Genomic DNA, 24962 nt, shown 5'->3' with positions numbered 1-24962 from the left:
GCCGGCGCAGGTCGTCGCGTACGACGAAGCCCTCGTCGTCGACGCCCCGCGGCCGTTCGTTGGGGACGAGGAGGCGGCCCACCTTGGAGGAGATGGCGTACTCCTGGCGGGGCCGGTCGCGCAGGGCGGCGCCGAGGCGGCGTTCGGAGAGGCCGAGGCCGTAGTGCGGTGCGGTGTCGAAGTAGCGGATGCCCGCCTCCCAGGCGGCGTCGACGGCGGCTGTCGCCTCGTCCGCCGGGGTGACGCGGTAGAGGTTGCCGATCACGGAGGCGCCGAAGCCGAGGTCGGTGACGGTGACCGGCGTGTTCTGGATCTTCCGGTGGTGCAAGACGTGCTCCTGGGAGGGGGGTCGGGGGGACGCCGGTCAGCGTCGGACGTGGGCCGAGCCGCCGGCGAGTAGTGCCTCGACCTCGGCGAGGGTGGCCATGGAGACGTCTCCGGGCGTGGTCATGACCAGGGCGCCGTGGGCGGTGCCGTAGGCGAGGGCGCGTTCCAGGGAGTGACCGGTGAGCAGGCCGTGGATCAGTCCGGCGGCGAAGGCGTCGCCGGAGCCGATGCGGTCCAGGACGTGCAGGCCGGGCATGCGGGGCCCGGTGACGCATCCGGTCTCGGCGGATCGGGCCGCGGCCGTCCCGTCGTTCACCCCCGCCGAGGGCACCTCACGCAGGGTCGTCGCCAGGACCTTCGCATCGGGCAGCAGGTCCTTCACGACCTGCTCGGCGTCCGGGGTGCGGAAGGTGACCTCCGCGCAGCGCGCACCGCCCGCCGCGAGCGCCTCGGCCAGCGGGTCGGCACTCGCGGCGGACGGCACGGTCAGCACCGGCAGGAGACGGGCTCCGGCCAGAACCGAGGACAGGTCGGCGGTCATCGGCCCAGCCATCCGCCGTCGACGGGCAGGACGGTGCCGTGGATGTAGGCGGCCGCGTCCGAGGCCAGGAACACCGTGGCCCCGGCGAGGTCGTCCGCCTTCCCCCACCGGCCGGCCGGGATCCGGTCCAGGATCGCCTTGCTGCGCACCGGATCGTCCTGCAGCGCCTGGGTGTTGTCGGTGGCGATGTAGCCCGGCGCCAGCGCGTTGACATTCACCCCGTGCGGCGCCCACTCGTTGGCCAGCGCCTTGGTCAGACCCGCGATACCGTGCTTGGCGGCCGTGTAGCCGGGCACCGTGATACCGCCCTGGAAACTGAGCAGCGACGCGGTGAAGATGACCTTCCCCCGGCCGCGGGCCACCATCGACGCGCCGACCGCCCGGGCCAGCGCGAACTGCGCGCTCAGATTGACCTGGAGCACCAAATCCCAGTCCGCGTCCGCGTGTTCGGCGGCCGGGGCGCGGCGGATCGTGCCCGCGTTGTTGACCAGGATGTCCACCGGCCGCTCCCGCCCGGCCAGGTCCGCGCCCAGCCCCCGCACCGCCTCCGGGTCGGCGAAGTCGGTGCGGATCGCCTCGAAACTGCGCCCGGCCGCGGTGACATCCTTCTCCACCGCGCTGCCAGAAGACTCCAGCGAGGCGCTCACGCCGATGATGTCGGCGCCAGCCTCGGCGAGCGCGCGGGCCATGGCCCGCCCGATGCCACGCCGCGCCCCGGTCACCACGGCGAGCCGCCCGGTCAGGTCGAAGGCGGTCATACCGCGGCCTCCTGAGCCTCGTCGGTGCAGTCCACCAGGATCTTCATCACGTCACCGCCGCCCTCCAGCGCCCCGAACGCGGCCGGCGCCTGGGTGAGCGGCACGACCTTGCTGATCAGCCGCTCGGCCGGCACAGTCCCCTCCGCCACCAGAGTCACCGCCTTCTCGAAGTCGGAACGCTCATACAACCGGGCCCCGACCAGGGTGAGTTCACGCCAGAAGAAGCGGTGCAGGTTCACCTCACGCGGCTTTGGGTGGATCGCGACCAGACACAGACGGCCCCGCACCCCCAGCACCTCGACCGCAATCTCCACGCCGCCCGCCGCGCCGGAGACCTCGAAGGCGACGTCCGCGCCCGCCTCCCCGGTCCACTCCCGCACCAGCTCGGCCACGTCCTCGGCGGCCGGGTCCCACACGCTCAGCCCCAGCTCCCCGGCCAGCAGCCGCCGGTGGGCACTCAGCTCCACCACCCGCACCTCCGCCCCCGCGGCCCGCGCCACCAGCGCGATCAAAACGCCGACCGGGCCGCCCCCGACCACCACCACCTTCTCGCCCTCGCGCACCCCGGCCCGGCCCACGTCGTGCACGGCGACCGCGGTGGGCTCCACCAGCGCGGCCCGGTCCAGGGGGATCGAGTCGGGCAGCCGTATCAGGGTGGCGGCGGGCACCGTCCAGCGCTGCTGCATCGCGCCCGGCGAGTCGATGCCGATGAAGTCCAGGTGCTGGCAGATGTGCCGGTGGCCCTTGCGGCAGGCCGGGCAGGTGTCGTCCCAGCGCAGCGGCATCACGGTCACCGCGTCACCGGGCTGCCAGCCCTCCACGCCCGGCCCGACGCGCACGACCCGGCCGGACATCTCATGGCCCAGGACGGCCGGCGCGGCCACCCGGGCATCCATGTCACCGTGGAAGATGTGCAGATCGGTACCGCAGATACCGACGTAGGCGGGGGCCAGTTCCACCTCACCGGGTCCCGGCGGCGCCGTGGCAGCGGGCGCCGTGTCCAGAGTGCGGGCGGACAGGTAACGGACGGCTAGTGTCATCGTGCGATCAGGGTCCCTTCAGCGCGGACCGGTGCCCGCGGATGCCGAGTGGCTCGGCATCCGCGGTGGTGCGTCCGGCGCTCGTTCGTGCGGTGCGTGTGCTCTGCGGCGGTGGCTCTCGCCGCGGGAGGGGAACTGGTCAGGTCGCCGGGGCGTTGGTGTCGCCCTGCCCGGCGACAAGGGGCAGGCCGTAGAACTCGGTCGCGGTGCCGGCCAGGAGTGCGTGGACGTCGCCGGAGCTCCAGCCGGTGAGCAGTTCGTCCACGGTGGCGGCCCACCGGTTCCAGCCGCCGGCCAGGTTGGCGACGGGCCAGTCCGAGCCGAACATCAGCCGGTCCGGGCCGAAGGCGGAGACCAGTACGTCCCAGACGGGCCGGATGTCGGCGGTGGTCCAGTGGGTGTGGTCGGCCTCGGTGATCAGCCCCGACACCTTGCACACCACGTGCGGGTGGCCGGCCAACCGTCGGATCTGGCCTTCCCAGCCCTCGATGTCCTGTCGGGCGATGTTCGGCTTGCCCGCGTGGTTGAGGACCTGGGGCAGGTCGGGGAAGCGTTCCGCGAGGCGGATCGCCTGATCGAGCTGGTGGTCGCGGACGAGTACGTCGTAGCCCAGCCCGCGATCCCTGGCCGCCCCCAAACCGCGTTCCACATCGGGGAGTTGGAGCCACGCCGGGTCCGTCTCACCCTGGACCAGGTGCCGCAGGGAGCGCAGATACCCACCACCTGGCCCGGCGATCAGATGGTCGAGCACGTCACCGATGGCCGGGGAGGTCAGGTCGGCCCAGCCGACCACGGCCTGGATCAGCGGCTCCTGTTCGGCGAGCGTGAGCAGGTCCTCGGTCTCGGCGACCTCCGCGATGCACTGGACGACCACCGTGCCGTGCAGCCGTCGGCCCGCGATGGGGTGGGCGGCGGTGGTGCGCAGGTCGTCGGGGGTGAAGGTGCGGCGGATGGATGCCACGTCGGGGTCGTCGAGCCAGGGTTGCGGACGATGGGCGAGGTCCCAGAGGTGGTGGTGGGCGTCGACGAGCGCGGGTGCGTTCACGGGGTGGTCCAAGTCGGGTCGGGCGGGTGCGGGGCCGGGTCAGGCAGTGGCGTCGTCGGCGGGCGGGCCCAGGTGCCAGATCTCGGGGAGCTCCGTCCACTGGCGGCCCTCGCCCCGGTCGGGGAAGGGTTCCTGGCACGGGTCGGTGAGCTTCCACCAGCGCTGGGTCTCGGGGTCGGCCTCGATGGTCTCCATGTCCGCCTCGAAGTCCTCGCCGTGGTACTCCATGTAGGCGAACAGCACGTCACCGTGGAGGTAGATGCTGTAGTTGCGGATGTTCGCCCGGTGCAGCGCGGCTTCGACTCCGGGCCAGACCGCGGAGTGCAGCCGGAGGTACTCCTCGCGGTGTTCGGGGCGGAGCCTGATGGTCTGGGCGATGCGCTTCACGCCGATTCCCCTGTCGCGTCGGTGGAGTTGGCCTGCTCGGCCGCGGTGTCGAACGGCGTGCGGTAGCTGGGAGTACGGGTGCGCAGGCCCAGCCGCAGGGTCAGCCGGATGCGCGTGGAGGCGGGCAGACGGACGGTCAGGTACGGGCCGTCACAGGGGGCTTCGGTCTCGGAGACCACCGGATCGGAGTGGCCGTAGTCGTACATGTCGCCGATCCAGCCGTCGTCCGTGCAGGTCGTGTACCGGACGCCGGTGATGGTGTGCTCGGCGAACGCGCCCGCCTGGACGATGATCGTGCGGTCGGTCTCGGGGGCGAGGTTGACCAGTTCGACGGTGGTCGCCTCGGGATCGATGGAGGTGACCAGGGCGGCGACGTCCGCGGGCAGACCGGCGCGGCGGGCGTCGGCGTCGTGGTAGCGCAGCCGCGCCTGCTGCAGACCGCCCTGGTACAGCACCTGGGGGCCGCCCCAGGTCAGCTGCACGAGGGCCTCGGTGACCACCGGGTTGCACAGCTGCCACACGTGGATGTCGGCCTCGGGCACGTCCAGGTCGCGGTAGCGGTCGATGCGCCGCAGCCGGTGGCGCACCTGGGCCTGCGCCATGGCGAGGATGCGCTCGGGGTAGTCGGGGTCGTCGCCGGCGAGGAAGGCGAACCAGGCCTTCTCGTGACCGGAGTCCTCCTTGGACCGGAACGGCCGCACGGTGCGCCAGTCGATTCCGTCCGCTTCGCGCAGTCCTTCCAGCCTGGCCCGGTCGGCCTGGGAGGAGGTGTGGTGCCACAGGGCCACCGGCACGGGGGGAGTGGAGGGGTTGTAGTCGAACCAGCCGGAGTCGTTGTGGCGGAACGGCAGGTGGAGCGTGGGCGTGTGCCGGTCGGGACCGAGTTCGACCGCCCACTTGGAGGGCAGGCTGGAGTCGGACTCGGTGTGGGGCATGACCTTGGCGTGGCCTATGAGGGTGTCGAGCGAGGTGGCGACCATGGAGAGGTAGTCGTCGTCCCCGGTGACCGTGGCCGCCGCGAGCGCCGCCACGCAGGCCGCGTGTCCGAGGCTGTGCCAGCCGTGCGGCCAGGACCAGCCGTAGTGGCCGCCGTACCAGCGGCCTTCCAGGAGGCTGCCGACGACCCCGTCCAGGCCCACGTTGTCCGGGATCAGGCCGCCGTGTTCGCGGGTGCGCTCGCGCCAGGCGCCCACGTACTCGACGATCCAGTCCCGGTAGCGCTCCTCGCCGGACAGGATCCAGGCGTTGAGGACCAGTCCGGCAGCGGCGAGGTTGACCGCGGTGTCGCCGACGCCCATCCGGTCGCGCATCTGGTCGCCGAGGCGCGGGTCCGCCGACAGCGGGAAGGGGCCGTCGGCGGCCTCGGGGATCCATTCGAGGGGGAATCCGTAGGTCTCGGCCTCCTTGAGCAGCCAGGGGTAGACGTCGCCGTCGAACAGGCCGGTGCGCTCGGGGTCGCTACCGTTGTGCGGGCGGGTGATGATGCGGTGCTCGGGGTCGTAGTTGCCCTTGGCGGGGTCGACGTACAACTCGGCGAAGCGCAGGGCGCGCTCACGCCAGCGGTCGGGGGCGGCCATGCACAGGAAGTACAGCAGCAGCAGGCTCTCGCCCTGGTGGAACCAGTCGTAGCCGCGCTCGTACTCGTCACGCAGCATGTTCAGTTCGGTGAGCTGCCTGGTGACGCCCTCCCAGTGCTTCTCGCTGGCGGGCAGGAGGTCGTCGGCACCGCCGAGGAGGTAGAGCTGGGGCCAGTTGAAGAACACCTCGTAGAAGTCGTCCACGCCGTCGCGGGTGGTCAGCGGCCCGTTGTAGTTCAGCCGTCCGTCGGGGCCGGTGAAGTCGCGTTCGAAGCGGCGCCAGGCGTGGTCGAGCAGGTCGAACAGCGCGCGCTGGGCGACGGCCCAGCCCGGGGGTTCGAGCAGCGGCACCGTGGCCCGGACGTCGAGTACGGAGGGCGGGGTGTCCTCGGCGTGGGGGTCGGGGTGAGAGTCGAAGGGCATGAGAGCGGTCACTCCTTGGTGGCGCCGGCGAGCATTCCGCTGACCAGGAAGCGCTGGGCGAACAGGAACACGACAAGGACGGGTGTGATGGCGACGAGCGTGGCCAGTGCCAGTTGCGGGCGTTCGATCGCGAGGTTGCCGACCGTCGGGTTGAACGACGGCACATTGCTGAGCAGACTGCCGACGCCCACCTGGATGGGCATCTGGTCGCTCTCGGGGAGCATCACGTAAGGGAGGAAGTAGTTCGTCCAGTTGGCGACGAAGCTGAAGAACCCGACCAGCGCGATCACGGGGGTCGCCAGCGGCAGCGCCACATGGCGGAAGACGCCGAACTCGGAGCAGCCGTCCATCCGCGCCGCGGCCAGGAGGTCCTTGGGCACGGCGGTGGTGAAGTAGATGTACGTCAGGTACACCCCGAACGGGTAGAACGAGTACGGCAGGATGATCGACCACATGGTGCCGATCAGGTGCACCGCGTTGATCTCCAGGAACAGCGGCACCACCAGCGTGGCGTTCGGCATCAGCATCACGACCAGGGTCGCGACCAGCAGCGCGTGCCGGCCGCGGAACTCGGTCATCGCCAGCGCGTACCCGGCCGGTATGGCCAGGCAGAGCGTGATGACCAGTGAGATCGCGGCGTAGAGGGCGGAGTTGCGCAGCCACATCAGGATGGCGTCGTCCTGGAAGGCGGTGAGCGCGTGCCAGTTGGCCGTCAGCGCGTGCCAGGACCCGAAGGACAGCGGGTTGTCGTGGACCAGCTGCTGGTCCGTCTTGGTCGCCGCGAGCAGCAGCCAGATCACCGGGAGCACGAAGAACACCACGAAGACGGTGAGCACCGAGCCCGCCAGCACCCGGGACGTCACCTGGCCAGGAGGCCGGTGGCGCTGCCGCGGTTCCCCGCTCCGGCTTTTGACCGTCCGGTCCCGTTTCGTGCGAGGAGCGGCGGCAGGAGGGGTGGATCGTGTGTCAGTCGGCATCGAAGAACCCCGATCGTGCGACGAAGACACCGGCGACCGACACGCTGACGACCAGGAGTTCCACCGAGACGGCGGCGGCGCCGTTGATGTTGTTCATCTGGAAGGCGAAGTCGTACGTCAGCTGGTTGAGCGAGTAGTCGCGGCCGGCCACGCCCGTGCTGGCGAGGGAGAGCAGCTGCGGTTCGACGAAGAGCTGGGCGCCGCCCGCGAAGGCCAGGATCACCATGTACACGATCCACTTGCGGAGCATGGGGATCTGCACCCGCCAGGCGGTCTGCCAGCCGTTCGCGCCGTCGATGCGCGCGGCCTCCATGACGTCCTTGGGGATGTTGTTGAGGGCGCCGTACATGACGACGATCCAGCCGCCCGCGCCGGTCCAGAACGCGATGATCGTGAACAGCAGCGCCAGGTTGCCGGGGGCGATGACCTCGCCGAAGGTGTGGAAGCCCAGCGTCCCCAGGAGGGAGCTGACCGGGCTGACCGTCGGGTCGAGCATGAACAGCCACACCAGGACGCTCGCGGCGCCGGCGAGAGCTCCGGGGATGTAGTAGAGGAAGCGCAGTGCCTGACTGAGCGGTCCGGAGGACAGCCGGTGCAGGAGCAGCGCGAGGACCACCACGAACACGACGAGCGACAGGAGCCAGAAGACCAGGTACAGGGCCACATGGCCCAGGGAGTCGACGAAGCGGAAGTCCTGTGCCGTGGTGACGAAGTTGGAGAAGCCGGTGAAGGCGCCTGAGGCGTCGCTGAACGCGAAGTAGATCGCGTAGCAGGTCGGAAGGACGCCGAAGGCGATCAGCAGCAGTACGTAGCCGGCGACGAATGCCACGCCGGCCCGGCTCTGCCGGGAGGTGCCGCGAGGGCGCCCCCGGACAGAGCCGGCCGATGAGTGCGCGGAAGTCACTTGGCGACCTTGTATCCGTCGGCCTGGGCGTACTTGACGATCGAGTCCTGCCACGCGGGCAGCATCGACTCGATGGTCTTGCCCTGCGTCAGGCCGGGCTTGACGGTGGCGGCCCAGATCGCCTCCTGGCTGAACTGGCCCGAGCCCCAGTCGGACCACACCTGCGAGGAGGCGTCCTTGAGGGGGGTGAGGTCACCGGCGTAGTACCCGGAGGCGGCCTGTGCCTTGAGCCAGTTCTCGGCGGCGGGTGCGTAGGCCGGGAAGCCGGGGGCCTTCGCGCCCTGGTAGGCGTTGTCGGTGGTGACCCACTTCAGGAAGTCGGTGGCCGCCTTGAGGTGCGTGGAGTGCTTGGACAGCAGCCAGGTACCGCCGCCGACGTTGCCGGTGGAGGGTGAGGTGTCGCCCTGCCACTGCGGGATGGGCGCCACCGCGATCTGCTTGGCGGGGGTCTTGAGCCCGCTCTGGAAGACCGCGCCGCCGTACCACGCCGGGCCCGGCATCAGCAGGACCTTGTGGGCCTTGTTCTTGGCGAAGTCGGTGCTGAAGACGCCGCTGATCGACATCGACTTGTTCTTGATCAGTACGTCCATCAGCTTGGCCATCTTGGTGCAGGCTTCGCTGGTGGTGTTGACCGACACGGCCTTGGGGCCGGTGATGTGGTTGGCGCCGCACTTGCTCGCCCACATGTAGATCTCGGGGGTGAAGGTGTCACCCGCGTCGCCCACGAGGTAGCCGGGGTGCTCCTTGGCGACCTTCTCGCCGAGCGCCTGGTACTGCTCCCAGGTCGTCGGGACCGTGTAGCCGAACTGCTTCAGCAGCGGGGCGTTGTACCAGAGCACCGCCTGGGAGAGGTCGTTGCGCAGGCAGTACAGGGTCCCGTCCACCGTGCAGACGTCGTTGGCGCCCTTGGCGAACCCGCCGAGGATCGCGTCCGGGATGAGACCCTTGTTCAGCGGGGCCGCGAAGTTCTGGTCGACCGCCCAGCTCGCCTCGTTGTTCTGGGAGCTGAAGACGACGTCCGGCCAGCCCTTGCCGGTGCGGTTGAACAACTGGACCTTCGTCTGGAGGTAGTTGGACCCGTTGGCGTCGCCGTCGTAGCTGACGATGTGCAGCTTCACGCCCGGGTGCGACGCCTGGTACTGCTTCGCGGCGGCCAAGCGGGTCGCGTCCACCCAGACGGTCAACGCCCCCTTGTCCTGGGCGGCCTGGGTGAATCCGTCCTTGGTGGTGCCGCCGGTGGTGCCGCTGCCGCCACAGGCGGTCACGGTCAGCAGCACGGTGGCCGCACAGCCGGCCAGCAACGCGGCACGTGTCCTGCTGTTCCCTGTCTCCTGGTCGGTCGAAGGCTTGTAGACGGACATGAGCGACTCCACTCGGTTTCCATGAAGGGCGGCTGGCGGCTCTGTCATTACCGCTGCGAAGAAATTAGCCGCCATATCGCGAGGCCCGTCAAGGGGTGGGTATGTCTTTTTTTGGAGCGGCACGTGGCCGCTGTGGTGTCGATCGGAGGCGCCATGAGCAGGTGAATCGGTACTTAAGCCGCATATGGAGATACATCTCAAGGGAATCAAGGTTCACGATGAGTACTACTTATCGTGCTCTGCTGTACGATGACCGCGGCTTCAGGGCCGATCAGTCACCGTCCTCGCAGTCACCCGGAGGCAGCACATATGAAGGACACGCCCGCCGTGGCAGTGGTGGTGAACAGCGCGGACGAGCGGCGCGACTACCGGCCCGGATACGAGGTCGTGGCGGAGCGGATCCTCGAGTTCATCGCCGAGGCCCGACTGGCCCCGGGTGACCGGATGCCCACGGAGAACGACCTGGCTCAGCGGCTGGACACCAGCCGAGCGGTGGTTCGGGAAGCCGTGAAGGTCCTCTCGGCGCTCGGCCGGGTGCGGGCGCACAAGGGGCGCGGACTGTTCGTCGCGAACGACGACGGCATGCTGATCACCAGCCGCTGGGGAGGCTTCTTCCGTCCCGTGGACCTGGATCACGTGCTCATGCTGTTCGAGTTCCGAAGGGTTCAGGAGACGGCCGCCGCCAGACTCGCGGCCACCCGGGCCACGCCCGCCGAACTGCGCACCGTCGAGGTCGCCATGCAGCAGTGCCGGCGCGGGTACGTCCATGGCGAGATCGACGTCTTCAACCAGGCCGACGACGACTTCCACGAGGCGGTGGCCGCGGCCTCGCACAACACGTTCCTCGGCAGTGCGGTGCGTGACGCCCGCCGGCTGCAGCGCCAGTCCAGCGCCATCGGCATCCACGACGCCTTCGGCGAGGGCACCCCGGCGGCGGTGGAGGAGCACGAGGCGATCTACCGCGCCATTCGCGACGGCCGCCCCGACGAGGCCGCAGAGGCCACCGCCGCGCACCTCGACCGGACGCTGGAGGACTACCGGCGGGAGATCCAGCGCCGCCTGTTCGGATGACCTGTGTTGCACAGGGGAGATTCGGCAGGCAGCGGTTCCTGGGTGAACACGTCCAGGGCTGCGCCGGCGAGCCGTCCGGCGGCGAGGTGGTCGACCAGCGCCTCCTCGTCGACGAGACCGCCACGGCCTGCGTCGATCAGCCGCGCCCCCGGCTTCATGGCGGCGAGCACGGGGGCGTCGACCATGCCCCGGGTGTCCCGGGTGAGGGGGGGCGGCCAGGACGACGTAGTCCGCATCCGTCAGGGCGGAGCGCAGGGTCGTCGCACTGTGGACCGTGCCGAAGTCGGGTCGTCCGCGCGGGACTTGCGGCCCGCACCGCTCACCCGCATCCCGGCGGCGCGCAGCAGCCGGGCGATGGCCCGGCCGATCGGCCCCGTCCCCCAGACCAGCACGGTGCGTCCGGTGATGCCGTCACCGGGGCGCGGACGCCACTCGCGGCGCCAATGGTGCTCCCAGGTGCCGGGGAAGTCCTTGGCGAGGGCGAGGGCGAGGACGAGGCCCAGGACGTACTCGGCGGTCGGCTGCTCGTGGACCTCGCGGGCGTTGGTCAGGACATCGTGCGGATCGTCCGCCAGGGCGGGGAGCAGATCTATGTCCCATGACCGCCTGCCGCGCGGAATCTGACGACGTCGAGTGCGGTGAGCGCCACGTGCAGTTCAGCGCGCTGCTCGCCGGATTCGAGGTCGCAGTCCAGGAGGCGTTCGATGGTGCGCAGACGTTGGTAGACGGTCTCCCGCGACACCCCGCCTCGGCGTGCGGCCGTCGTCTTCTTCCCCGCCGCGTCCAGATAGTGACGCAGTGTCGTCAGCAGATCGGTGCCGTGCCGGATGTCGTGGTCGACGAGGTGGCCGAGCCGCCGTCGGGCGTAGTCCTGGATACGGGTGTCCTCGCGGAGTGCGTACAGGAGGCGGCGCAGCCCGATGTCGGACAGCTCGTGGAAGGAGCGGTCCGGAGGGAGGGGCTGGCCGGGCGGGGTGGCCTCGGCCACGCGGGACGCTTCACGGAAGGAGCGGGCGCTGTCGTGGAGATCCGTGACCTCCGAGCCGACGGTCACGGTCGCCTGCGGTGTTGCCGCCCGCGCGGCATCGCTCAACCGCTGCACGACTGGTCGCCACGGCCGGCCGGGGCGCAGGGCCAGCAGCACGCCTACTCGGCCGGGAGCAAGTTCGCCGACGAGTGCCTGAGTCCCTGTTGCCCGCAGCTCTTGGGACAGATGGGCCTCCAGCAACGCGCCCTCGTCCATGGTGCTCGTGCCGAGGCCGACGAGGATCGCGCGGTACCGGCTGTCCTCCGTGGGCAGGCCAAGTGCGGTGCAGCGGGCACGGGCGTCCGCGGGGGAGCGGTGGCGCTGTCCGGCCAAGTCGCGCAGGGCGTTCCGGTGGGCTGTGCGTTCCCAGGGCGTCGGGTGGATGAGGCGGGCGACGGTCAGGGCCATCGCCGTCCGCTCCAGCACGGTCAAGTGCTCCGGTCCGAACGCCGGTCCGTCGGCTGGGGCCGGGAGCATGGCCAGCCGGCCCCAGCGTTCGCCCTTGTACTCCACGGAGGCGACGAGCCAGTCCGTCGTACCGCTGCCGTCGGTCTTCGACTCGTCGTACTCGTCGTACTCGTCGTAAGGGATCGCTCGGGAACGCTGCTCCCAGCCGGTGAGCGCCTCCTCCACCGTGCTGCCGGAGGGCTCGCAGATCAGTGCCTGGTGCATCAGGTTCTCCAGGACGACCGTGTGGCCGCTCATCTCGGCAGCCGCGCGTACCACCTCTCCCGCTCCCGCCCCGCGCAGAGTCAGCGCGGTGAACGCCTCGTGGATGCGCTGGGTCCGGCGCATCGCCTCGGCCTGGCTGCCGAGGATGAGGGAGTGGACGACCTGCGTGACCTCCAGGAAGTTGACGTCCTCGGCAAGGGTGATCAGCGGGAGACCGCGGGCACGGCAGGCGCGGACGAGCACTTCGGGCGGGCGGTGATAGCGCCGTACGAGCTCGATCACCAGGGCGGCCGCTCGGACATCGGCGAGTTCGTCGACGTACCGGCGCACGCCCGCGGAGTCGTCGGGCAGGGGCATGCCGGTGGTCAGGACGAGTTCGCCGCCCTTGAGGAAAGAGGCGGGGTCTGTCAGTTCGGTGATGTGGACCCAGCGCACCGGCCGGTCGAGGTGGGTGACGCCCGTGACGACCTGGGGCTGTCCGGCCGCCAGGACGGGAAGCGCGAGCACATCGGCGACCGTGGGCGCGTGGCCGGTGGCCGTGGTGGCGAGGACGGCCCTCTCCGTCGGACGAGCCGTAGGGCGGTTGTCGTTCACGGTGTCTCCATGGGGGCCCATGCTCGAACGGGGCCGAGGGCTCGGGGAGCGCCCGGTCACTCTGACAAGCGCTGCTGACCTGCGCAAGAGGCGCTCTGCGGCGGTTGCCGCGGCGAGGAACGGGTCTGTCGGCCCACGAGGTTGACACAACGTCCGGTCACCGTCCCCTCAGTGGACACATCATGCGTTGTCGCTCCGGAAGGCGGCCGGGATGCTCGGAGTGCAGAGCGGACCACGCAGGTCGCGCACCCCATGCAACACGGCCGGGAGATGAACATGACCGCACTGTCGCCGCACCTTCGCCAGGCCACCCCCGTCGTGGCGGCCCGGGGCGAGGGCGTCCACCTCTACGGTGAGGACGGCCGCCGCTACCTGGACTTCACCGCCGGTATCGGCGTCACCAGCACCGGCCACTGCCACCCCAAGGTCGTGGCGGCGGCGCAGGAGCAGGTGGGCTCGCTGATCCACGGCCAGTACACGACGGTCCTGCACCGGCCGCTGCGCCGGCTCGTGGACAAGCTCGGCGAGGTACTGCCGGCCGGTCTGGACAGCCTGTTCTTCACCAACTCCGGCAGCGAGGCCGTGGAGGCCGCGCTGCGGCTGGCCCGCCAGGCCACCGGCCGCCCCAACGTCGTTGTCTGCCACGGAGGCTTCCACGGCCGTACCGTCGCCGCCGCGTCCATGACCACCTCCGGCACCCGCTTCCGCTCGGGCTTCTCCCCGCTCATGAGCGGAGTGGTCGTCACCCCCTTTCCGTCGGCCTACCGCTACGGCTGGGACGAGGCAGCCGCCACGCGCTTCGCCCTGCAGGAGCTCGACCACACGCTCCAGACGATCTCAGCGCCCGCCGACACGGCCGCGATCATCGTCGAGCCGGTGCTCGGCGAGGGCGGTTACGTGCCCGCCAACCGCGCCTTCCTGGAGGGCCTGCGCGAGCGCGCGGACCGCCACGGCTTCCTGCTGATCCTCGACGAGGTGCAGACCGGCGTCGGCCGCACCGGCCGCTTCTGGGGCCACGAGCACTTCGGGGTCACCCCGGACATCCTGATCACCGCAAAGGGGCTGGCCAGCGGCTTCCCGCTGTCCGGGATCGCCGCCTCCGAAGAGCTGATGAACAAGGCGTGGCCGGGTTCGCAGGGCGGTACCTACGGCGCCAACGCCGTCGCCTGCGCGGCCGCTTGCGCCACCCTCGACGTCGTCCGCGACGAGAAGCTCGTCGAGAACGCCGAGGCGATGGGGGCACGGCTTCGACAGGGCCTGGAGGCGGTGGCCGACCGGACGCCCGGCATCGGGGACGTGCGTGGCCTCGGGCTGATGCTGGCCACCGAGTTCGTCACCGAGGACGGCAGCCCCGCCCCGGAGACCGCCGCCCGGGTGCAGCGCGCCGCCGTCGACGAGGGACTGCTCCTGCTGTTGTGCGGGGCCTGGAACCAGGTCGTGCGCATGATCCCGGCGCTGGTGATCGACGAGACGGCGGTGGACGAGGGCCTCCGGGCGTGGGCGACCGCGGTGGAGGCCGGGACATCGGGAGCCTCGGTTCGATGACCGGCACCACCACGGCTCTCGAGCCCCTCGTCGCGTCGCTCGCCGCTACAGCCCCCGGCCTGCGCGTGGAGACCGGCTCGGGGGCCACGGGTCCCCACGCCCACGACGCCTCGAACTACCGTCTGCCGCCGCGCGCCGTGGCCTACCCGCGCTCCGCCGCCGACGTCGTCGCGGTGCTCAGGGCCTGCAGCAAGGCGGGCGTCCCGGTCACCGCGCGCGTGGCGGCATCGGCATGGCAGGCAATGCGGTGGGACTCGGTGTCGTCCTGGACTTTCCCCAGTACATGAACCGGATCCTGGACATCGACGCCGAGACGGGCACCGCGCACGTCGAGGCCGGCGTGGTCCTCGACGTGCTGCGCGGCGCCGCTGCCCCGCACGGGCTCACCTTCGGCCCCGACCCGTCCTCACACGGCCGCTGCACCCTCGGCGGAATGATCGGATTCAGCTGCGCCACCCAGATCGACCACCTCGCCGGTGACCGAGGCGTCCATGCCCTGCACCTCGCGGAACTACGACCCCACTGCCGACCGAGCAGGAGATACCTCATGACCGACACCCCCACGCAGTTGTTCATCGGCGGTGCCTGGGTGGACGCCTCGGACGGCGCCGTCATGCCGGTGGACGACCCCGCGACCGGCGAGATCCTCTGCCATGTCGCCGACGCCGGTCCCAAGGACGCACGGCTCGCGGAGGACGCGGCCGTCAACACCCAGCAGGAATGGGCCCGCACGGCGCCCAGGGCCCGCAGCGAGATCCTGCGCCGCGCGCACGAGATCATCCTCGCCCGCACCGACGAACTCGCGCACCTGATGACGTCCGAGATGGGCAAGCCGCTCGCCGAGGCGCGGGGCGAAGTGGCCTACGCCGCCGAGTTCTTCCGCTGGTTCTCGGAGGAGGCGGTCCGCATCGACGGCGGATACGGCGTCCTTCCCGACGGCCGGACCCGCATGCTGCTCTCCCGCCGCCCGGTCGGCCCCTGCCTGCTGATCACCCCGTGGAACTTCCCGCTGGCGATGGGCACCCGCAAGATCGGCCCGGCGATCGCGGCGGGCTGCACGATGATCCTCAAGCCCGCCCCGCAAACCCCCTTGTCCAGCCTCGCGTTGGCCGCCGTCCTGAAGGAGGCGGGCCTGCCGGACGGCGTCCTGAACGTCGTCACCACCTCCCGTGCGGGGGAGGTGTGCGAACCGCTCCTGCGCGGCGGGCGGATCCGCAAGCTGTCCTTCACCGGCTCCACGGCCGTCGGACGGCTGCTGCTCGCGCAGTGCGCCGACACGGTCGTGCGGACGTCGATGGAGCTGGGCGGCAACGCCCCGTTCATCGTGTTCGATGACGCCGACCTGGACAAAGCTGTGGACGGTGCGACGGTCGCCAAGATGCGCAACATGGGTGAGGCGTGCACGGCCGCGAACCGGTTCTTCGTGCACCGGTCGGTGGCGGAGGAGTTCGGGCGGCGGCTCGCCGCACGCATGGGCGCCCTCGTCGTCGGCCCCGGCACCCGGGACGGCGTCGACGTCGGCCCCCTGATCGACGGGGCCGGACGCACCAAGGTCGAGGAACTGGTCGCCGACGCGGTGAACCGCGGCGCCCGGGTACTTGTCGGCGGCCGTACCCCCGAAGGCCCGGGCTGCTTCTACCCGCCGACCGTCCTCACCGACGTCGCCCCCGACAGCCGACTGATGGACACGGAGATCTTCGGCCCGGTCGCGGCGATCCTCACCTTCGACGACGAGGACGAAGTCGTGAGCCGCGCCAACGACACCCCCTGGGGCCTGGTCGGCTACCTGTTCACCGAGGCCCTGGACCGGGCGCTTCGGGTCAGCGAACGCCTGGAGGTGGGCATGGTCGGCCTGAACACCGGCCTGGTGTCCAACCCGGCGGCCCCGTTCGGCGGCGTCAAGCAGTCCGGGCTGGGCCGGGAGGGCGGCCGGGTCGGGATCGAGGAGTTCCTGGAGTACCAGTACCTCGCGGTGCCCGTGCGATGACGGGGGTGACGCCCACGGTCCGACCACACCCGCGTCCTGTCGGCGGCACTTTACAGCCCCGCGCGGGTCAGCAAACGGTCAGCATCGGGCGAGGAAGCGTCCCAGCTTGCTGACCAGGTGGCCGACGTGACGCGGGGCCTGGACACAGGTGCACGGCTCCACTTGGGAACGTTCGCCTTCCGCGATCCCGAGCGCCTGCTCGAGCTCCTCGACGGCTACTGGAAGGCGGGCAGACTTCCCCAGGTGATCTCCCGCCGTCCTCTCCGAGGCTGAGGACGTCCCCCGGGGGGCGCTATCCGACGTGACCGGGATCTCGCTGCACGCCGACGCCCCTGTCCCTACGCTGGTCACGCTCGCCGTCGCGGCTGACCCGAGGGAGAGCCGCTGTAGGCTGAAGAACAGCCCTTGACCTGCGAGAAGCGGGCAGGGAGCCGAGTTCAGGGAGTTACGAATTGCTGCGCACCATGTTCAAGTCCAAGATCTAGCGTTTGGGTGTTTCCGCAGTTCAGGGCCCTGATTGCCGCCTCAGGGTCAGCAAAAGGTCAGCATCGGACCGGATGATGTCCGGCTTGCTGGCGGCCCCCGCGGCAGGCCGTGCTGCGCCGTCCGCCCTGCTCGGAAGGCTTGATGCGTGGCTCGACAGCTGGCCCCTGGGATGGGGGCGTTCTTCAAGGTGCGCGGTTGTTCCAGGCCGACCCGATGCCCGCACCCGTACACGATTCGGGTCCGGGACGCTCAGAGAGGGGCTGCGCTGGCCTGGTGAGGCGGTCGACGCCTCATGCGGTCCGGGGTCCTCTGACGCTTTGGGGGTGCGCCTGATGTGCGAACGCGGCCTTCGGCGATGGTAGGGGTCCAACGGCGGGCCCGTGCGCGCCGATCCTGTAGCACCCCTTGGGTAGAAAGCCCTCAAGCCTCGTTCGAAGGGCTCAAGGATGCACCCTGATCATCGCCCGCCGGGTGCCCTTCTCGTCCACTGCGCCAGCGCCATGGGCCTCGGGTTCGGGACCGTCGTCATTCCCGATGCCGAGACGGAAGCCGCAGCCGACTCCATCGCGGCGGTCCTCCACTTGACCTGTGTGCCACGATCACCCGCGCCCGCGAGCGGGGCTGGTCCCAGGTCGGCCGGGCAGCCGGTTGCTACGCCGACAGGGGGGGCTATACGGGGTAGGCCATGATGAGCGTCCGAGGGAGGGACGGGCGGCGCCCGACCCGTACGTACGACGGAAGAGCCCTGTATCTGCCATACCGCCGCCTCCCGGCAGCGATACTGGATGCATGGACCCGACGATCACCGCTCCCCGCGCCGAGGTGCTGCGGGACCGCTACCGCAGTCGACTGCCCGAGCGCTTGCAGGAGCTGGCCGGCCCCGTCGAGGGCAACGTCGACCTGCCGCTCCACATCGTGTGGTCCGGGCGGACGAGCTACAGCCTGGACCGTCCGAAGTCCCGCATGACGCTTTACCGGACCGTCCTCGCCGAAGGACTGCGCGAGGACCTGGTGGCCCTCCTGCACCACCGGCTGCTCACCGAGCAGTGGCCCGTGCTGCGGCGCTTGATCAGTCCCTACATCCGCGAGGTCTGGGAGGACGCCTTCCCCGAGCTGCTCCGCACCGCTCCGGCCGGCACGACCGCCGCGTGAAGCTCACTCCGCTCCACGAACGTCTCCTCGCCGACATCCTCGACCTGGGCTCCCCCTACCCCCTGGTCCTCACCGGCGGATACGCCGTGCAGGCCCACGGCCTGGTCGAACGCTTCAGCCGCGACCTCGACGTCGCCACCGAGAACCCCGCTCCGATGCAGGAGATCGTCGCCTCCCTCACAGCGGGTCTCGGCGCGCGCGGATGGCGGACCACCCACGTCCAGACTGATCCGCTCAGCGGCCGTTTCCTCGTTACCGATCCGGACACCGACGAGGAGTGCGAGGTCGACGTCCTCAAGGAGGCGTTCTGGGCTCCGCCCGCTCAGACCCCCTACGGCCCCGTTCTTTCCCTCGATGACGTGATCGGCACCAAGGTCCGTGCCCTTGCCGACCGCGGCACCGTCCGTGACCTCATCGACGTCCAGGCCGCCTCCCGCCACCGCTCCACCGCCGACCTAGAATCCCTGGGCCGCCGTCGCGCTCACGACGAGTTCAGCCTCGAAGACCTCCGGGACCGGCTCATCGGCGCGGACTGGTACGAGGACGAGGACTACACCGCGTACGGGCTTACCTCCCGGCAGATCGAAGAACTCAAGGCGTGGGCGCTGGAGTGGGCAGAGGATCTGGGTGCGCGGATCCATGACGAGAACGCCTGAGAGGCGGTCAGCAGGAGCGGTCTCCGCATCTTTGATGGCTCATCAGGTAGGTCAGCATCCGGTCAGCATGAGTCGCCGGGCTTTCCTGGAGGATTGCCTGAACAAACGCCGGTGCGGCGCGAAAGCCCAGGCGTGAAGCCGTCTCGCCCGAGCGGAGCGATGTTCCTCACAATTCTCGACCGGCGTGTCCCGGTGTACAGTCGACTCCGCCCTTGACCTGCACAAAGCAGGCAGGGAGCCGTCAAACAGGAGTCCAAAGTGCTGCGTACTCTGTTCAAGTCCAAGATCCACCGCGCCACCGTCACCCAGGCCGACCTGCACTACGTGGGATCGGTGACCATCGACGCCGATCTCCTCGACGCCGCCGACCTGCTGCCCGGCGAGCTCGTGCACATCGTCGACATCACCAACGGCGCCCGCCTGGAGACGTACGTCATCGAGGGCGAGCGCGGCTCCGGTGTGATCGGGATCAACGGGGCCGCCGCCCATCTCGTCCACCCCGGCGATCTGGTGATCATCATCAGCTACGCTCAGGTGACCGACGCCGAAGCGCGGGCGCTGGAACCCCGCGTCGTGCACGTGGACCGCGACAACCGCATCGTGGCCCTGGGTGCGGACCCGTCCGAGCCGGTACCGGGCTCGGACCAGGAGCGCAGCCCGCAGGCCGTACCGGCCTGATCCACACTCGGACCCCTGGAACCAGGAGCGTGCCCATGAGCGACATCGAGATCCGCGACGACCGGGCGGCGGGCCGCCTGGAGGCCATCGGTGACGGTACGGACGGCGAAGTCGTCGGCCACATCGAGTACTTCGTCCTCGAATCGCCCGAGCGCGCCCTGGTCCCCGTCCACACGATCGTGGAACCGGCCCACGAGGGGAAGGGCATCGCCGGTTCGCTGGCGCGCGAGTTGTACGCCATCGCCGGGCGCGAGGGCGTCGTCGTCGCCCCGCTGTGCCCGTACGTGACCAAGTGGGCCGAACGCCACCCCGACGAGGCCCCGGCCGCCGACCGGGCGCTGCTGCGGGCGGCGAAGGAGTGGCTGGTGGCGCACCCCGGTCGCTTCTGAGCCCGCCGTATCCCCCCTCACAAAGGCCTGCCGCCGCATGCTCGCCCTCCTGCACACCTCGCCCGCGCACATCCCCGTCTTCGAGGCCCTGCGCGACGAGGACCACGAAGGTCTGGAACTGCGGCACTTCGTCAATGAGGAGTTGCTGGCCCGGGCCCGCCGCGAGGGGCCCGAGGCGGTGGCGGACGAGGTGCGGGCCGCGCTGGACGAGGCGGTCGGCGAGGGTGCGCGGGCCGTTCTGTGCACCTGCTCGACCATCGGCGGCGTCGCGGAGGCGGCCACCCCCGGCGTGCCGGTGCTGCGCAGCGACCGTCCGATGGCGGCCGCCGCGGTGGCCGCCGGTTCGCGGATCGTCGTGCTCGCCAGCGTGGAGAGCACCTTCGGGCCGACGGTGGCCCTGATCGAGGAGGAGGCCCGTCGCGTTGGGCGTCCAGTGGAGGTGCGGACGCGGCTCGTAGAGGGTGCCTGGGACCGCTTCGCGGTGGGTGACGGCGAGGGCTGCGCCCGTCTCGTGGCGGCCGCGGCCGACGCGGTCACCGGCGCCGACGCGATCGTCCTCGCCCAGGGCTCCATGGCCCCGGCCCAGCAGCTGACGACCACGGCGGTCCCGGTGCTGTCCAGCCCGCGTCCCGGCCTCGCTGCGGGCGCCCGGGCGGTGCGCGCCCGGTAGGACCACCTGGACGGCGTGCCGTCCCGCGGGCGGGTGAGTGCGAAGGCGGCCGTCGGGTACGCGGGGCAGTAGTCCAGAGCCACCTCGACCGACTGGCCGGAGGACACCATGACCGATCCGCACCCCGACCCCGTACCACCGGGTCCCACGCCTGGTCCGGGCCCGCAGCCGCCGGACCCGTACCCGTCGCCGGTCCCCAACCCCCAGCCACCGCCGGGCCCGGAGCCCACCCCGCCTGCGCCTCCGGGCCCGGAACCCACCCCGCCCGCGCCTCCGGGCCCGGAGCCCACACCCCCCGCGCCACCGGACCCGTCGCCGATTCCCCCGGGACCGGAACCGGTGCCGAACCCGGAGCCGGGGCCACCGCTGACCTGAGCCACTCGACGGACGTACGGCAGAACCGGCATCACCGCCACCGCCGTGGAGCCGCGAGGGCAGGAGGGCAGAAAAAGACGGCGGGCGGCCGCTCGGGCCGCCCGCCGCCTCGTACAGCTGACCGCTACGCGTCGACCTCCGACCGGTCCCCGCCCCACAGCGTGTGGAACGAGCCGTCCCGGTCCGTGCGCCGGTAGGTGTGCGCGCCGAAGAAGTCACGCTGGCCCTGCGTCAGCGCGGCCGGCAGCCGCTCCGCGCGCAGGGCGTCGTAGTAGGCGAGCGCCGCGGCGAAGCCGGGGGTCGGGACGCCCTGGCGGGTGGCGGCCACGATGACCTCGCGCCAGTCGTCCTGGGCGTCCGCGATCTCCTGGGCGAACGTCTCGTCGGAGAGCAGGCTCGGCAGGTCGGCCCGGGTGTCGTACGCGGAGCGGATGCGGTCCAGGAAGGCCGCGCGGATGATGCAGCCGCCGCGCCAGATCGCGGAGACCGCGCCCAGGTCGATGTCCCAGTCGTACTCCTCACGGGCCGCCGCGATCTCGTGGAAGCCCTGCGTGTACGACACGATCTTCGAGGCGTAGAGGGCCTGCTCCACGCGGTCCGCGAACGCCCCCGCCTCCGACTCGGACAGCGGGGAGGCCTTCGGACCTGCCAGCCCGCGCGAGGCCTCGCGCAGCGCCGCGTGGCCCGACAGCGAGCGGGCGAAGACCGCCTCCGCGATGCCCGACACCGGAACACCCAGGTCGAGGGCGATCTGTACGGTCCAGCGGCCGGTGCCCTTCTGCTCCGCCTGGTCCACCACCACGTCCACGAACGGCTTGCCGGTCGCCGCGTCCACGTGGGACAGCACCTCGGCGGTGATCTCGATCAGGTAGGAGTCCAGACGGCCCGTGTTCCAGGTGCGGAAGATCTCCGCGATCTGCGCGGGGGAGTATCCGGCCACATCGCGCAGCAGCTGGTACGCCTCGCCGATCAGCTGCATGTCGGCGTACTCGATGCCGTTGTGGACCATCTTCACGAAGTGCCCGGCGCCGTCGGGACCGACGTGGGTCACGCAGGGCGCGCCGTCCTTCGCCTTCGCGGAGATCTTCTCCAGCATCGGGCCGAGCGAGTCGTACGACTCCTTCGGGCCGCCCGGCATGATGCTCGGCCCGTTGAGCGCGCCCTCCTCGCCGCCGGAGACGCCCATGCCGACGAAGTGGATGCCCTGCTCGCGCAGTTCGCGCTCCCGGCGGCGGGTGTCCGCGAAGTGCGCGTTGCCACCGTCGATGATCATGTCACCGGGCTCGAGGAGCGGGGCGAACTCCTGGATCACCGCGTCGGTCGGATCGCCCGCCTTGACCATGATGACCAGGCGCCGCGGCCGCTCCAGCGCCGCCACGAACTCCTTGGCGGTCTCCGCCGCGATGAAGTCGCCCTCGTGCCCGAACTCCTCGACCAGGGCGTTCGTACGCGCCACTGTGCGGTTGTGCAAGGCGACCGTGTAGCCGTTGCGCGCGAAGTTACGGGCGAGATTGCGGCCCATGACCGCGAGTCCCGTGACGCCGATCTGGGCTGAGTTGCTCATTCGGTTGGCTCCTAAAGGATCCGGTATCGGTGGTGCCGGTCGTGCACGCCAGTATCGCCCCGCCGACCATCCTGACGTGCCGGTACGCCGAGCGCATGTCCGGGGTCGACGGCTTTTCGCAGGCAGATACGCACGACGGGCCCCAGCCGCCTCACCCGTTCTGCAACTGGCGTCCATCACTGGTTGTTCGAGGGACAGGGCGGCCGATTGCCGTCTTGTCATGGCCTGTTCGGGGCGCTTACTTTTGGCCCTTCTGGCATATGTCGAGGGGGATCTCCATGGCCGTACGCGGCCGGCACCGCCGGTATCAGCCGAACAGGATCAACCGCGCCTCACTCACCGTCACGGTCGGCGGCGCCGGCATGGCGATCCCGCTGATCGGCACCGGCACCGCCCACGCGGCCGACGTGTCCACCTGGAACAAGGTCGCCGCCTGCGAGTCGACGAACAACTGGAGCATCAACACCGGCAACGGCTTCTACGGCGGGCTGCAGTTCACCCAGTCCACCTGGGAGTCCTACGGCGGCGGGAAGTACGCGAGGCGCGCCGACCTGGCCACCAAGGACCAGCAGATAGCCGTGGCGGAGAAGGTCCTGGAGGGGCAGGGGCCGCGTGCCTGGCCGGTGTGTTCGCAGCAGGCGGGGCTGACGCGGGGCGCCGGCAGCCCGGACGTCCACCCGGCCTCCGCCGCAAAGAAGACCCACGCGAAGACCTCCGTCGAGGACGTGAAGCCGCAGTCCACGCCCCAGTCCCGGGCCGGTACGGCCGAGATGTACACCGTGGTCCGCGGTGACTCCCTCTCCCGGATCGCCGAGACCGAGCACCTCCATGGCGGCTGGCAGCGGCTGTACGCCGCGAACCGGAGGACCATCGGTGCCGACCCCGACCTGATCCTTCCGGGCCAGCGGCTGAACCTGCGGGCGAAGGCCCCCGTCACGCATCACGCCGGCTCCAAGGCCTCGGCGGAGAAGGCCTCCTCGGCCACCAAAGAGGCCACCGAGGAGAAGGCCACCACCCACCATTCCCTCATCGCTCCGGTGAGCGGCCCGATCGGCACCCCGTACCACGTGGCGGGGTCCTCCTGGTCGAAGGGCTACCACACCGGAGTCGACTTCCCCGTGCCGACCGGCACGACGGTGAAGGCGGTCGCCGCGGGCCGGGTCGTCTCCGCCGGCTGGGGCGGCTCCTACGGCTACCAGGTGGTGATCCGGCACGCCGACGGCCGCTACAGCCAGTACGGCCATCTCTCGGCGATCTCCGTCAGGGCGGGACAGAGCGTGGGTGGCGGGCAGCGCATCGGGCGCTCCGGTTCGACGGGCAACGCAACGGGCCCGCATCTGCACTTCGAGGTGCGGACGGGGCCCGGTTTCGGTACCGACATCGACCCTCTCGCGTATCTCAGGGCCGGTGGCGTCAGGATCTGACGCGTTCCCGGTGCCGGTCGACGTCCGGCGACGGGACGTACGAGCCGCCGTAGAAGGGGCCGTAGAAGCGGTAGCGGGCGGGGTCCGGGGGCCGTTCGTCGTCCTCGTCGTAGGCCACCGCGAGGACGGTGGGGCCGACCTGGGCGGGGACGAGGATCTCCTCGCGGAGTGCGGCCACCGGCTGCTCGGGGATCGCGGCGAGCAGGTCCTCGACGGACTCCTCGACGGGTTCCGTGACGGGGACCGGCTCGGTGGCCGGCTCCGGTGCGGTCCCGGCGGTGGTGCGGGCGATGCGCTCCGTGGTCAGCAGGATCAGGCCGCCGGCCGCGACCACGCCGCAGCTCAGGGCGAGCGCGGTACCCGTGCTGCCGTAGCGGAAGGTTTCGCCGAACATCGTGATGCCGACCGCGGCCGCCACCACCGGGTTCACGACGGTCAGCGTGGCCAGCGGGGCTGCGAGTCCGGCGCCGCGGTAGGAGGCCTGGGAGAGCAGCATGCCGGCCGTGGCGAAGACGCCGATCACGGCCAGGGCGGGGATGTCGGCCGCGGAGACGCCGGCGGTCCAGTCGACCGCGACGGTCTTCGTGAACACCGAGGACATGCCGAAGGCGATGCCGGACGCGGTCGCGAGCAGCATGCTGCGCACCGCCGGGTGCCGGTGGGCGGCCCGGCCCGCGATCATCAGGGCCACGACGACGCTGCCGGAGACCACGGCGACGGCGATCCGCTGAGCCGTGTCCAGGGACTGCGCGGCGGAGGAGCCGACCAGGGCCAGCAGACCGGCGAGGCCCACCGTCGCCATGATCGCGCCCCGCCAGGCGGTCGCCCCGGCCCTGCGGCCCACGAACAGGGCCGCCATCGGCAGCGCGAACACTATGGTCAGTGCGCCCAGCGGCTGTACCAGGCTCAGCGGGCCGTAGGCCAGCGCCACCACGTGCAGCAGTCCGCCGAGGCCGTTGAGCGCCACCGCGGCCCACCAGGTCGGCCGGCGCAGCGGCGCGTACTCCTGAACGGGCGAGGACACCGCCACGTACTCCTGCACGATCGCCCCGCCGGCGTAGGCGACGGCGGAGACCAGCGAGAGGAGGACGGACAACGCGAGGGCACTCATGAGTTGCTCCTCTGCGTGTGGCGGGGGCGCGGAGCCCTGCGCGGCGAACGGTCGGCCTTCATAGCGAACACGATGCCTTGTCGATCTGTTCCCGTCGTCGTCCCAGAGCAGGCAATGGGTCCTACTGCCGGTGGAGTACGAATCGGGCGCCGTCCTCCCCAGGGTGGGCGACACGGGGTGGACACCCCCCAGTGGGAACCCCTGGGGGGCTTGGTACTACT

24 protein-coding genes and 1 pseudogene are annotated in these 24962 nt (G+C 70.9%); 11 read left to right on the top strand and 14 right to left on the bottom strand.

Annotated elements, in window-relative coordinates:
- From ACFY1E_RS41870 to ACFY1E_RS41825, 10 genes are all read right to left on the bottom strand, one after another.
- On the bottom strand, positions 1–328 hold a 328-nt coding region (locus tag ACFY1E_RS41870; RefSeq protein WP_389086204.1), incomplete at its 3' end, for an aldo/keto reductase.
- A 36-nt stretch (positions 329–364) separates the two neighbouring features.
- Complete coding sequence (locus ACFY1E_RS41865) at positions 365–868, bottom strand: PfkB family carbohydrate kinase (RefSeq protein WP_389086201.1); 504 nt, start codon at positions 866–868, stop codon at positions 365–367.
- Complete coding sequence (locus ACFY1E_RS41860) at positions 865–1626, bottom strand: SDR family oxidoreductase (protein WP_389086199.1); 762 nt, start codon at positions 1624–1626, stop codon at positions 865–867. The genes ACFY1E_RS41865 and ACFY1E_RS41860 overlap by 4 nt, the downstream gene beginning before the upstream one ends.
- A complete protein-coding gene (locus tag ACFY1E_RS41855; protein WP_389086196.1) occupies positions 1623–2666 on the bottom strand; it encodes a zinc-binding dehydrogenase in 1044 nt (347 codons plus the stop codon). The genes ACFY1E_RS41860 and ACFY1E_RS41855 overlap by 4 nt, the downstream gene beginning before the upstream one ends.
- A 139-nt stretch (positions 2667–2805) precedes the next feature.
- Complete coding sequence (locus ACFY1E_RS41850; RefSeq protein ID WP_389086194.1) at positions 2806–3711, bottom strand: amidohydrolase family protein; 906 nt, start codon at positions 3709–3711, stop codon at positions 2806–2808.
- A gap of 39 nt (positions 3712–3750) precedes the next feature.
- Entirely contained in the window at positions 3751–4098 is a 348-nt protein-coding gene (locus ACFY1E_RS41845; protein WP_389086192.1) for an L-rhamnose mutarotase, read from the bottom strand.
- Complete coding sequence (locus ACFY1E_RS41840) at positions 4095–6098, bottom strand: hypothetical protein (RefSeq protein WP_389086190.1); 2004 nt, start codon at positions 6096–6098, stop codon at positions 4095–4097. The genes ACFY1E_RS41845 and ACFY1E_RS41840 overlap by 4 nt, the downstream gene beginning before the upstream one ends.
- Positions 6099–6106: 8 nt before the next feature.
- Positions 6107–6961 carry a carbohydrate ABC transporter permease gene (locus ACFY1E_RS41835; protein WP_389086187.1) on the bottom strand — a complete coding sequence of 285 codons (855 nt, stop codon included), beginning with the start codon at positions 6959–6961 and terminating at the stop codon, positions 6107–6109.
- 103 nt (positions 6962–7064) lie between these two features.
- Positions 7065–7979, bottom strand: coding sequence for a carbohydrate ABC transporter permease (locus ACFY1E_RS41830; RefSeq protein WP_389086184.1), 915 nt, complete (start codon positions 7977–7979; stop codon positions 7065–7067).
- Positions 7976–9340 carry an ABC transporter substrate-binding protein gene (locus tag ACFY1E_RS41825; protein ID WP_389086182.1) on the bottom strand — a complete coding sequence of 455 codons (1365 nt, stop codon included), beginning with the start codon at positions 9338–9340 and terminating at the stop codon, positions 7976–7978. The genes ACFY1E_RS41830 and ACFY1E_RS41825 overlap by 4 nt, the downstream gene beginning before the upstream one ends.
- 309 nt (positions 9341–9649) lie before the next feature.
- Between ACFY1E_RS41825 and ACFY1E_RS41820 the strand changes: the two genes are divergently transcribed.
- Positions 9650–10411: a FadR/GntR family transcriptional regulator gene (locus tag ACFY1E_RS41820; RefSeq protein WP_389086179.1), complete on the top strand. Its 762-nt coding sequence runs from the start codon at positions 9650–9652 to the stop codon at positions 10409–10411.
- Here ACFY1E_RS41820 and ACFY1E_RS41815 read toward each other — a convergent pair.
- Positions 10375–10914, bottom strand: a pseudogene (locus ACFY1E_RS41815) (NAD(P)-dependent oxidoreductase). The gene ACFY1E_RS41820 and the pseudogene ACFY1E_RS41815 overlap by 37 nt on opposite strands.
- Here ACFY1E_RS41815 and ACFY1E_RS41810 point away from each other — a divergent pair.
- Entirely contained in the window at positions 10855–11013 is a 159-nt protein-coding gene (locus ACFY1E_RS41810; protein ID WP_389086177.1) for a hypothetical protein, read from the top strand. The pseudogene ACFY1E_RS41815 and the gene ACFY1E_RS41810 sit on opposite strands and share 60 nt — an antisense overlap.
- Here the strand turns inward: ACFY1E_RS41810 and ACFY1E_RS41805 are convergent.
- On the bottom strand, positions 11001–12704 hold the full coding sequence (locus tag ACFY1E_RS41805; protein ID WP_389086174.1) for a PucR family transcriptional regulator: 1704 nt from the start codon (positions 12702–12704) through the stop codon (positions 11001–11003). The two genes, ACFY1E_RS41810 and ACFY1E_RS41805, sit on opposite strands and share 13 nt — an antisense overlap.
- Positions 12705–12980: 276 nt before the next feature.
- Here ACFY1E_RS41805 and ACFY1E_RS41800 point away from each other — a divergent pair, with 276 nt between their 5' ends.
- From ACFY1E_RS41800 to ACFY1E_RS41765, 8 genes are all read left to right on the top strand, one after another.
- Entirely contained in the window at positions 12981–14249 is a 1269-nt protein-coding gene (locus ACFY1E_RS41800; protein ID WP_389086172.1) for an aspartate aminotransferase family protein, read from the top strand.
- Complete coding sequence (locus ACFY1E_RS41795; RefSeq protein WP_389086170.1) at positions 14246–14536, top strand: hypothetical protein; 291 nt, start codon at positions 14246–14248, stop codon at positions 14534–14536. Before ACFY1E_RS41800 ends, ACFY1E_RS41795 begins: the two co-directional genes overlap by 4 nt.
- Complete coding sequence (locus ACFY1E_RS41790) at positions 14482–16236, top strand: aldehyde dehydrogenase family protein (protein WP_389086168.1); 1755 nt, start codon at positions 14482–14484, stop codon at positions 16234–16236. The genes ACFY1E_RS41795 and ACFY1E_RS41790 overlap by 55 nt, the downstream gene beginning before the upstream one ends.
- A 1275-nt stretch (positions 16237–17511) precedes the next feature.
- On the top strand, positions 17512–17874 hold the full coding sequence (locus ACFY1E_RS41785) for a hypothetical protein (RefSeq protein WP_389086166.1): 363 nt from the start codon (positions 17512–17514) through the stop codon (positions 17872–17874).
- Complete coding sequence (locus ACFY1E_RS41780; RefSeq protein WP_389086163.1) at positions 17871–18530, top strand: nucleotidyl transferase AbiEii/AbiGii toxin family protein; 660 nt, start codon at positions 17871–17873, stop codon at positions 18528–18530. Before ACFY1E_RS41785 ends, ACFY1E_RS41780 begins: the two co-directional genes overlap by 4 nt.
- Positions 18531–18788: 258 nt before the next feature.
- Positions 18789–19208 (top strand): aspartate 1-decarboxylase, encoded by a 420-nt coding sequence (panD, locus tag ACFY1E_RS41775; protein ID WP_099932992.1) that lies wholly within the window; start codon positions 18789–18791, stop codon positions 19206–19208.
- A 35-nt stretch (positions 19209–19243) separates the two neighbouring features.
- Positions 19244–19597: a GNAT family N-acetyltransferase gene (locus tag ACFY1E_RS41770; protein WP_389086161.1), complete on the top strand. Its 354-nt coding sequence runs from the start codon at positions 19244–19246 to the stop codon at positions 19595–19597.
- 37 nt (positions 19598–19634) lie between these two features.
- Positions 19635–20267, top strand: coding sequence for an aspartate/glutamate racemase family protein (locus ACFY1E_RS41765; protein ID WP_389086159.1), 633 nt, complete (start codon positions 19635–19637; stop codon positions 20265–20267).
- Between the two features lie 499 nt (positions 20268–20766).
- On the opposite strand, the gene gndA is transcribed toward ACFY1E_RS41765, so the two are convergent.
- Positions 20767–22206, bottom strand: coding sequence for an NADP-dependent phosphogluconate dehydrogenase (gene gndA, locus ACFY1E_RS41760; RefSeq protein ID WP_099932995.1), 1440 nt, complete (start codon positions 22204–22206; stop codon positions 20767–20769).
- 278 nt (positions 22207–22484) lie between these two features.
- Between gndA and ACFY1E_RS41755 the strand changes: the two genes are divergently transcribed.
- A complete protein-coding gene (locus ACFY1E_RS41755) occupies positions 22485–23630 on the top strand; it encodes a transglycosylase family protein (RefSeq protein WP_389086157.1) in 1146 nt (381 codons plus the stop codon).
- Here ACFY1E_RS41755 and ACFY1E_RS41750 read toward each other — a convergent pair.
- Entirely contained in the window at positions 23620–24741 is a 1122-nt protein-coding gene (locus ACFY1E_RS41750; RefSeq protein WP_389086154.1) for a DMT family transporter, read from the bottom strand. The two genes, ACFY1E_RS41755 and ACFY1E_RS41750, sit on opposite strands and share 11 nt — an antisense overlap.
- Between the last annotated feature and the right edge of the window lie 221 nt (positions 24742–24962).

Source organism: Streptomyces sp. NPDC001604 (assembly GCF_042893475.1).
In the GTDB taxonomy this organism is placed as follows: Bacteria; Actinomycetota; Actinomycetes; order Streptomycetales; family Streptomycetaceae; genus Streptomyces.
Note: the sequence above shows the minus strand (reverse complement) of the source record. Positions and strands in the feature narration are given on the sequence as shown.

Bases quoted from the DNA above. Each gene is read 5' to 3' on its own strand.
- ACFY1E_RS41785 (WP_389086166.1), top strand. From the start codon at position 17,512: ATGGACCCGACGATCACCGCTCCCCGCGCCGAGGTGCTGCGGGACCGC.
- ACFY1E_RS41860 (WP_389086199.1), bottom strand. From the start codon at position 1,626: ATGACCGCCTTCGACCTGACCGGGCGGCTCGCCGTGGTGACCGGGGCG.
- ACFY1E_RS41865 (WP_389086201.1), bottom strand. From the start codon at position 868: ATGACCGCCGACCTGTCCTCGGTTCTGGCCGGAGCCCGTCTCCTGCCG.
- ACFY1E_RS41765 (WP_389086159.1), top strand. From the start codon at position 19,635: ATGCTCGCCCTCCTGCACACCTCGCCCGCGCACATCCCCGTCTTCGAG.
- ACFY1E_RS41800 (WP_389086172.1), top strand. From the start codon at position 12,981: ATGACCGCACTGTCGCCGCACCTTCGCCAGGCCACCCCCGTCGTGGCG.
- ACFY1E_RS41810 (WP_389086177.1), top strand. From the start codon at position 10,855: ATGGTGCTCCCAGGTGCCGGGGAAGTCCTTGGCGAGGGCGAGGGCGAG.
- ACFY1E_RS41820 (WP_389086179.1), top strand. From the start codon at position 9,650: ATGAAGGACACGCCCGCCGTGGCAGTGGTGGTGAACAGCGCGGACGAG.
- ACFY1E_RS41770 (WP_389086161.1), top strand. From the start codon at position 19,244: ATGAGCGACATCGAGATCCGCGACGACCGGGCGGCGGGCCGCCTGGAG.
- ACFY1E_RS41825 (WP_389086182.1), bottom strand. From the start codon at position 9,340: ATGTCCGTCTACAAGCCTTCGACCGACCAGGAGACAGGGAACAGCAGG.
- ACFY1E_RS41795 (WP_389086170.1), top strand. From the start codon at position 14,246: ATGACCGGCACCACCACGGCTCTCGAGCCCCTCGTCGCGTCGCTCGCC.
- ACFY1E_RS41790 (WP_389086168.1), top strand. From the start codon at position 14,482: ATGGCAGGCAATGCGGTGGGACTCGGTGTCGTCCTGGACTTTCCCCAG.
- ACFY1E_RS41855 (WP_389086196.1), bottom strand. From the start codon at position 2,666: ATGACACTAGCCGTCCGTTACCTGTCCGCCCGCACTCTGGACACGGCG.
- gndA (WP_099932995.1), bottom strand. From the start codon at position 22,206: ATGAGCAACTCAGCCCAGATCGGCGTCACGGGACTCGCGGTCATGGGC.
- ACFY1E_RS41750 (WP_389086154.1), bottom strand. From the start codon at position 24,741: ATGAGTGCCCTCGCGTTGTCCGTCCTCCTCTCGCTGGTCTCCGCCGTC.
- ACFY1E_RS41755 (WP_389086157.1), top strand. From the start codon at position 22,485: ATGGCCGTACGCGGCCGGCACCGCCGGTATCAGCCGAACAGGATCAAC.
- ACFY1E_RS41840 (WP_389086190.1), bottom strand. From the start codon at position 6,098: ATGCCCTTCGACTCTCACCCCGACCCCCACGCCGAGGACACCCCGCCC.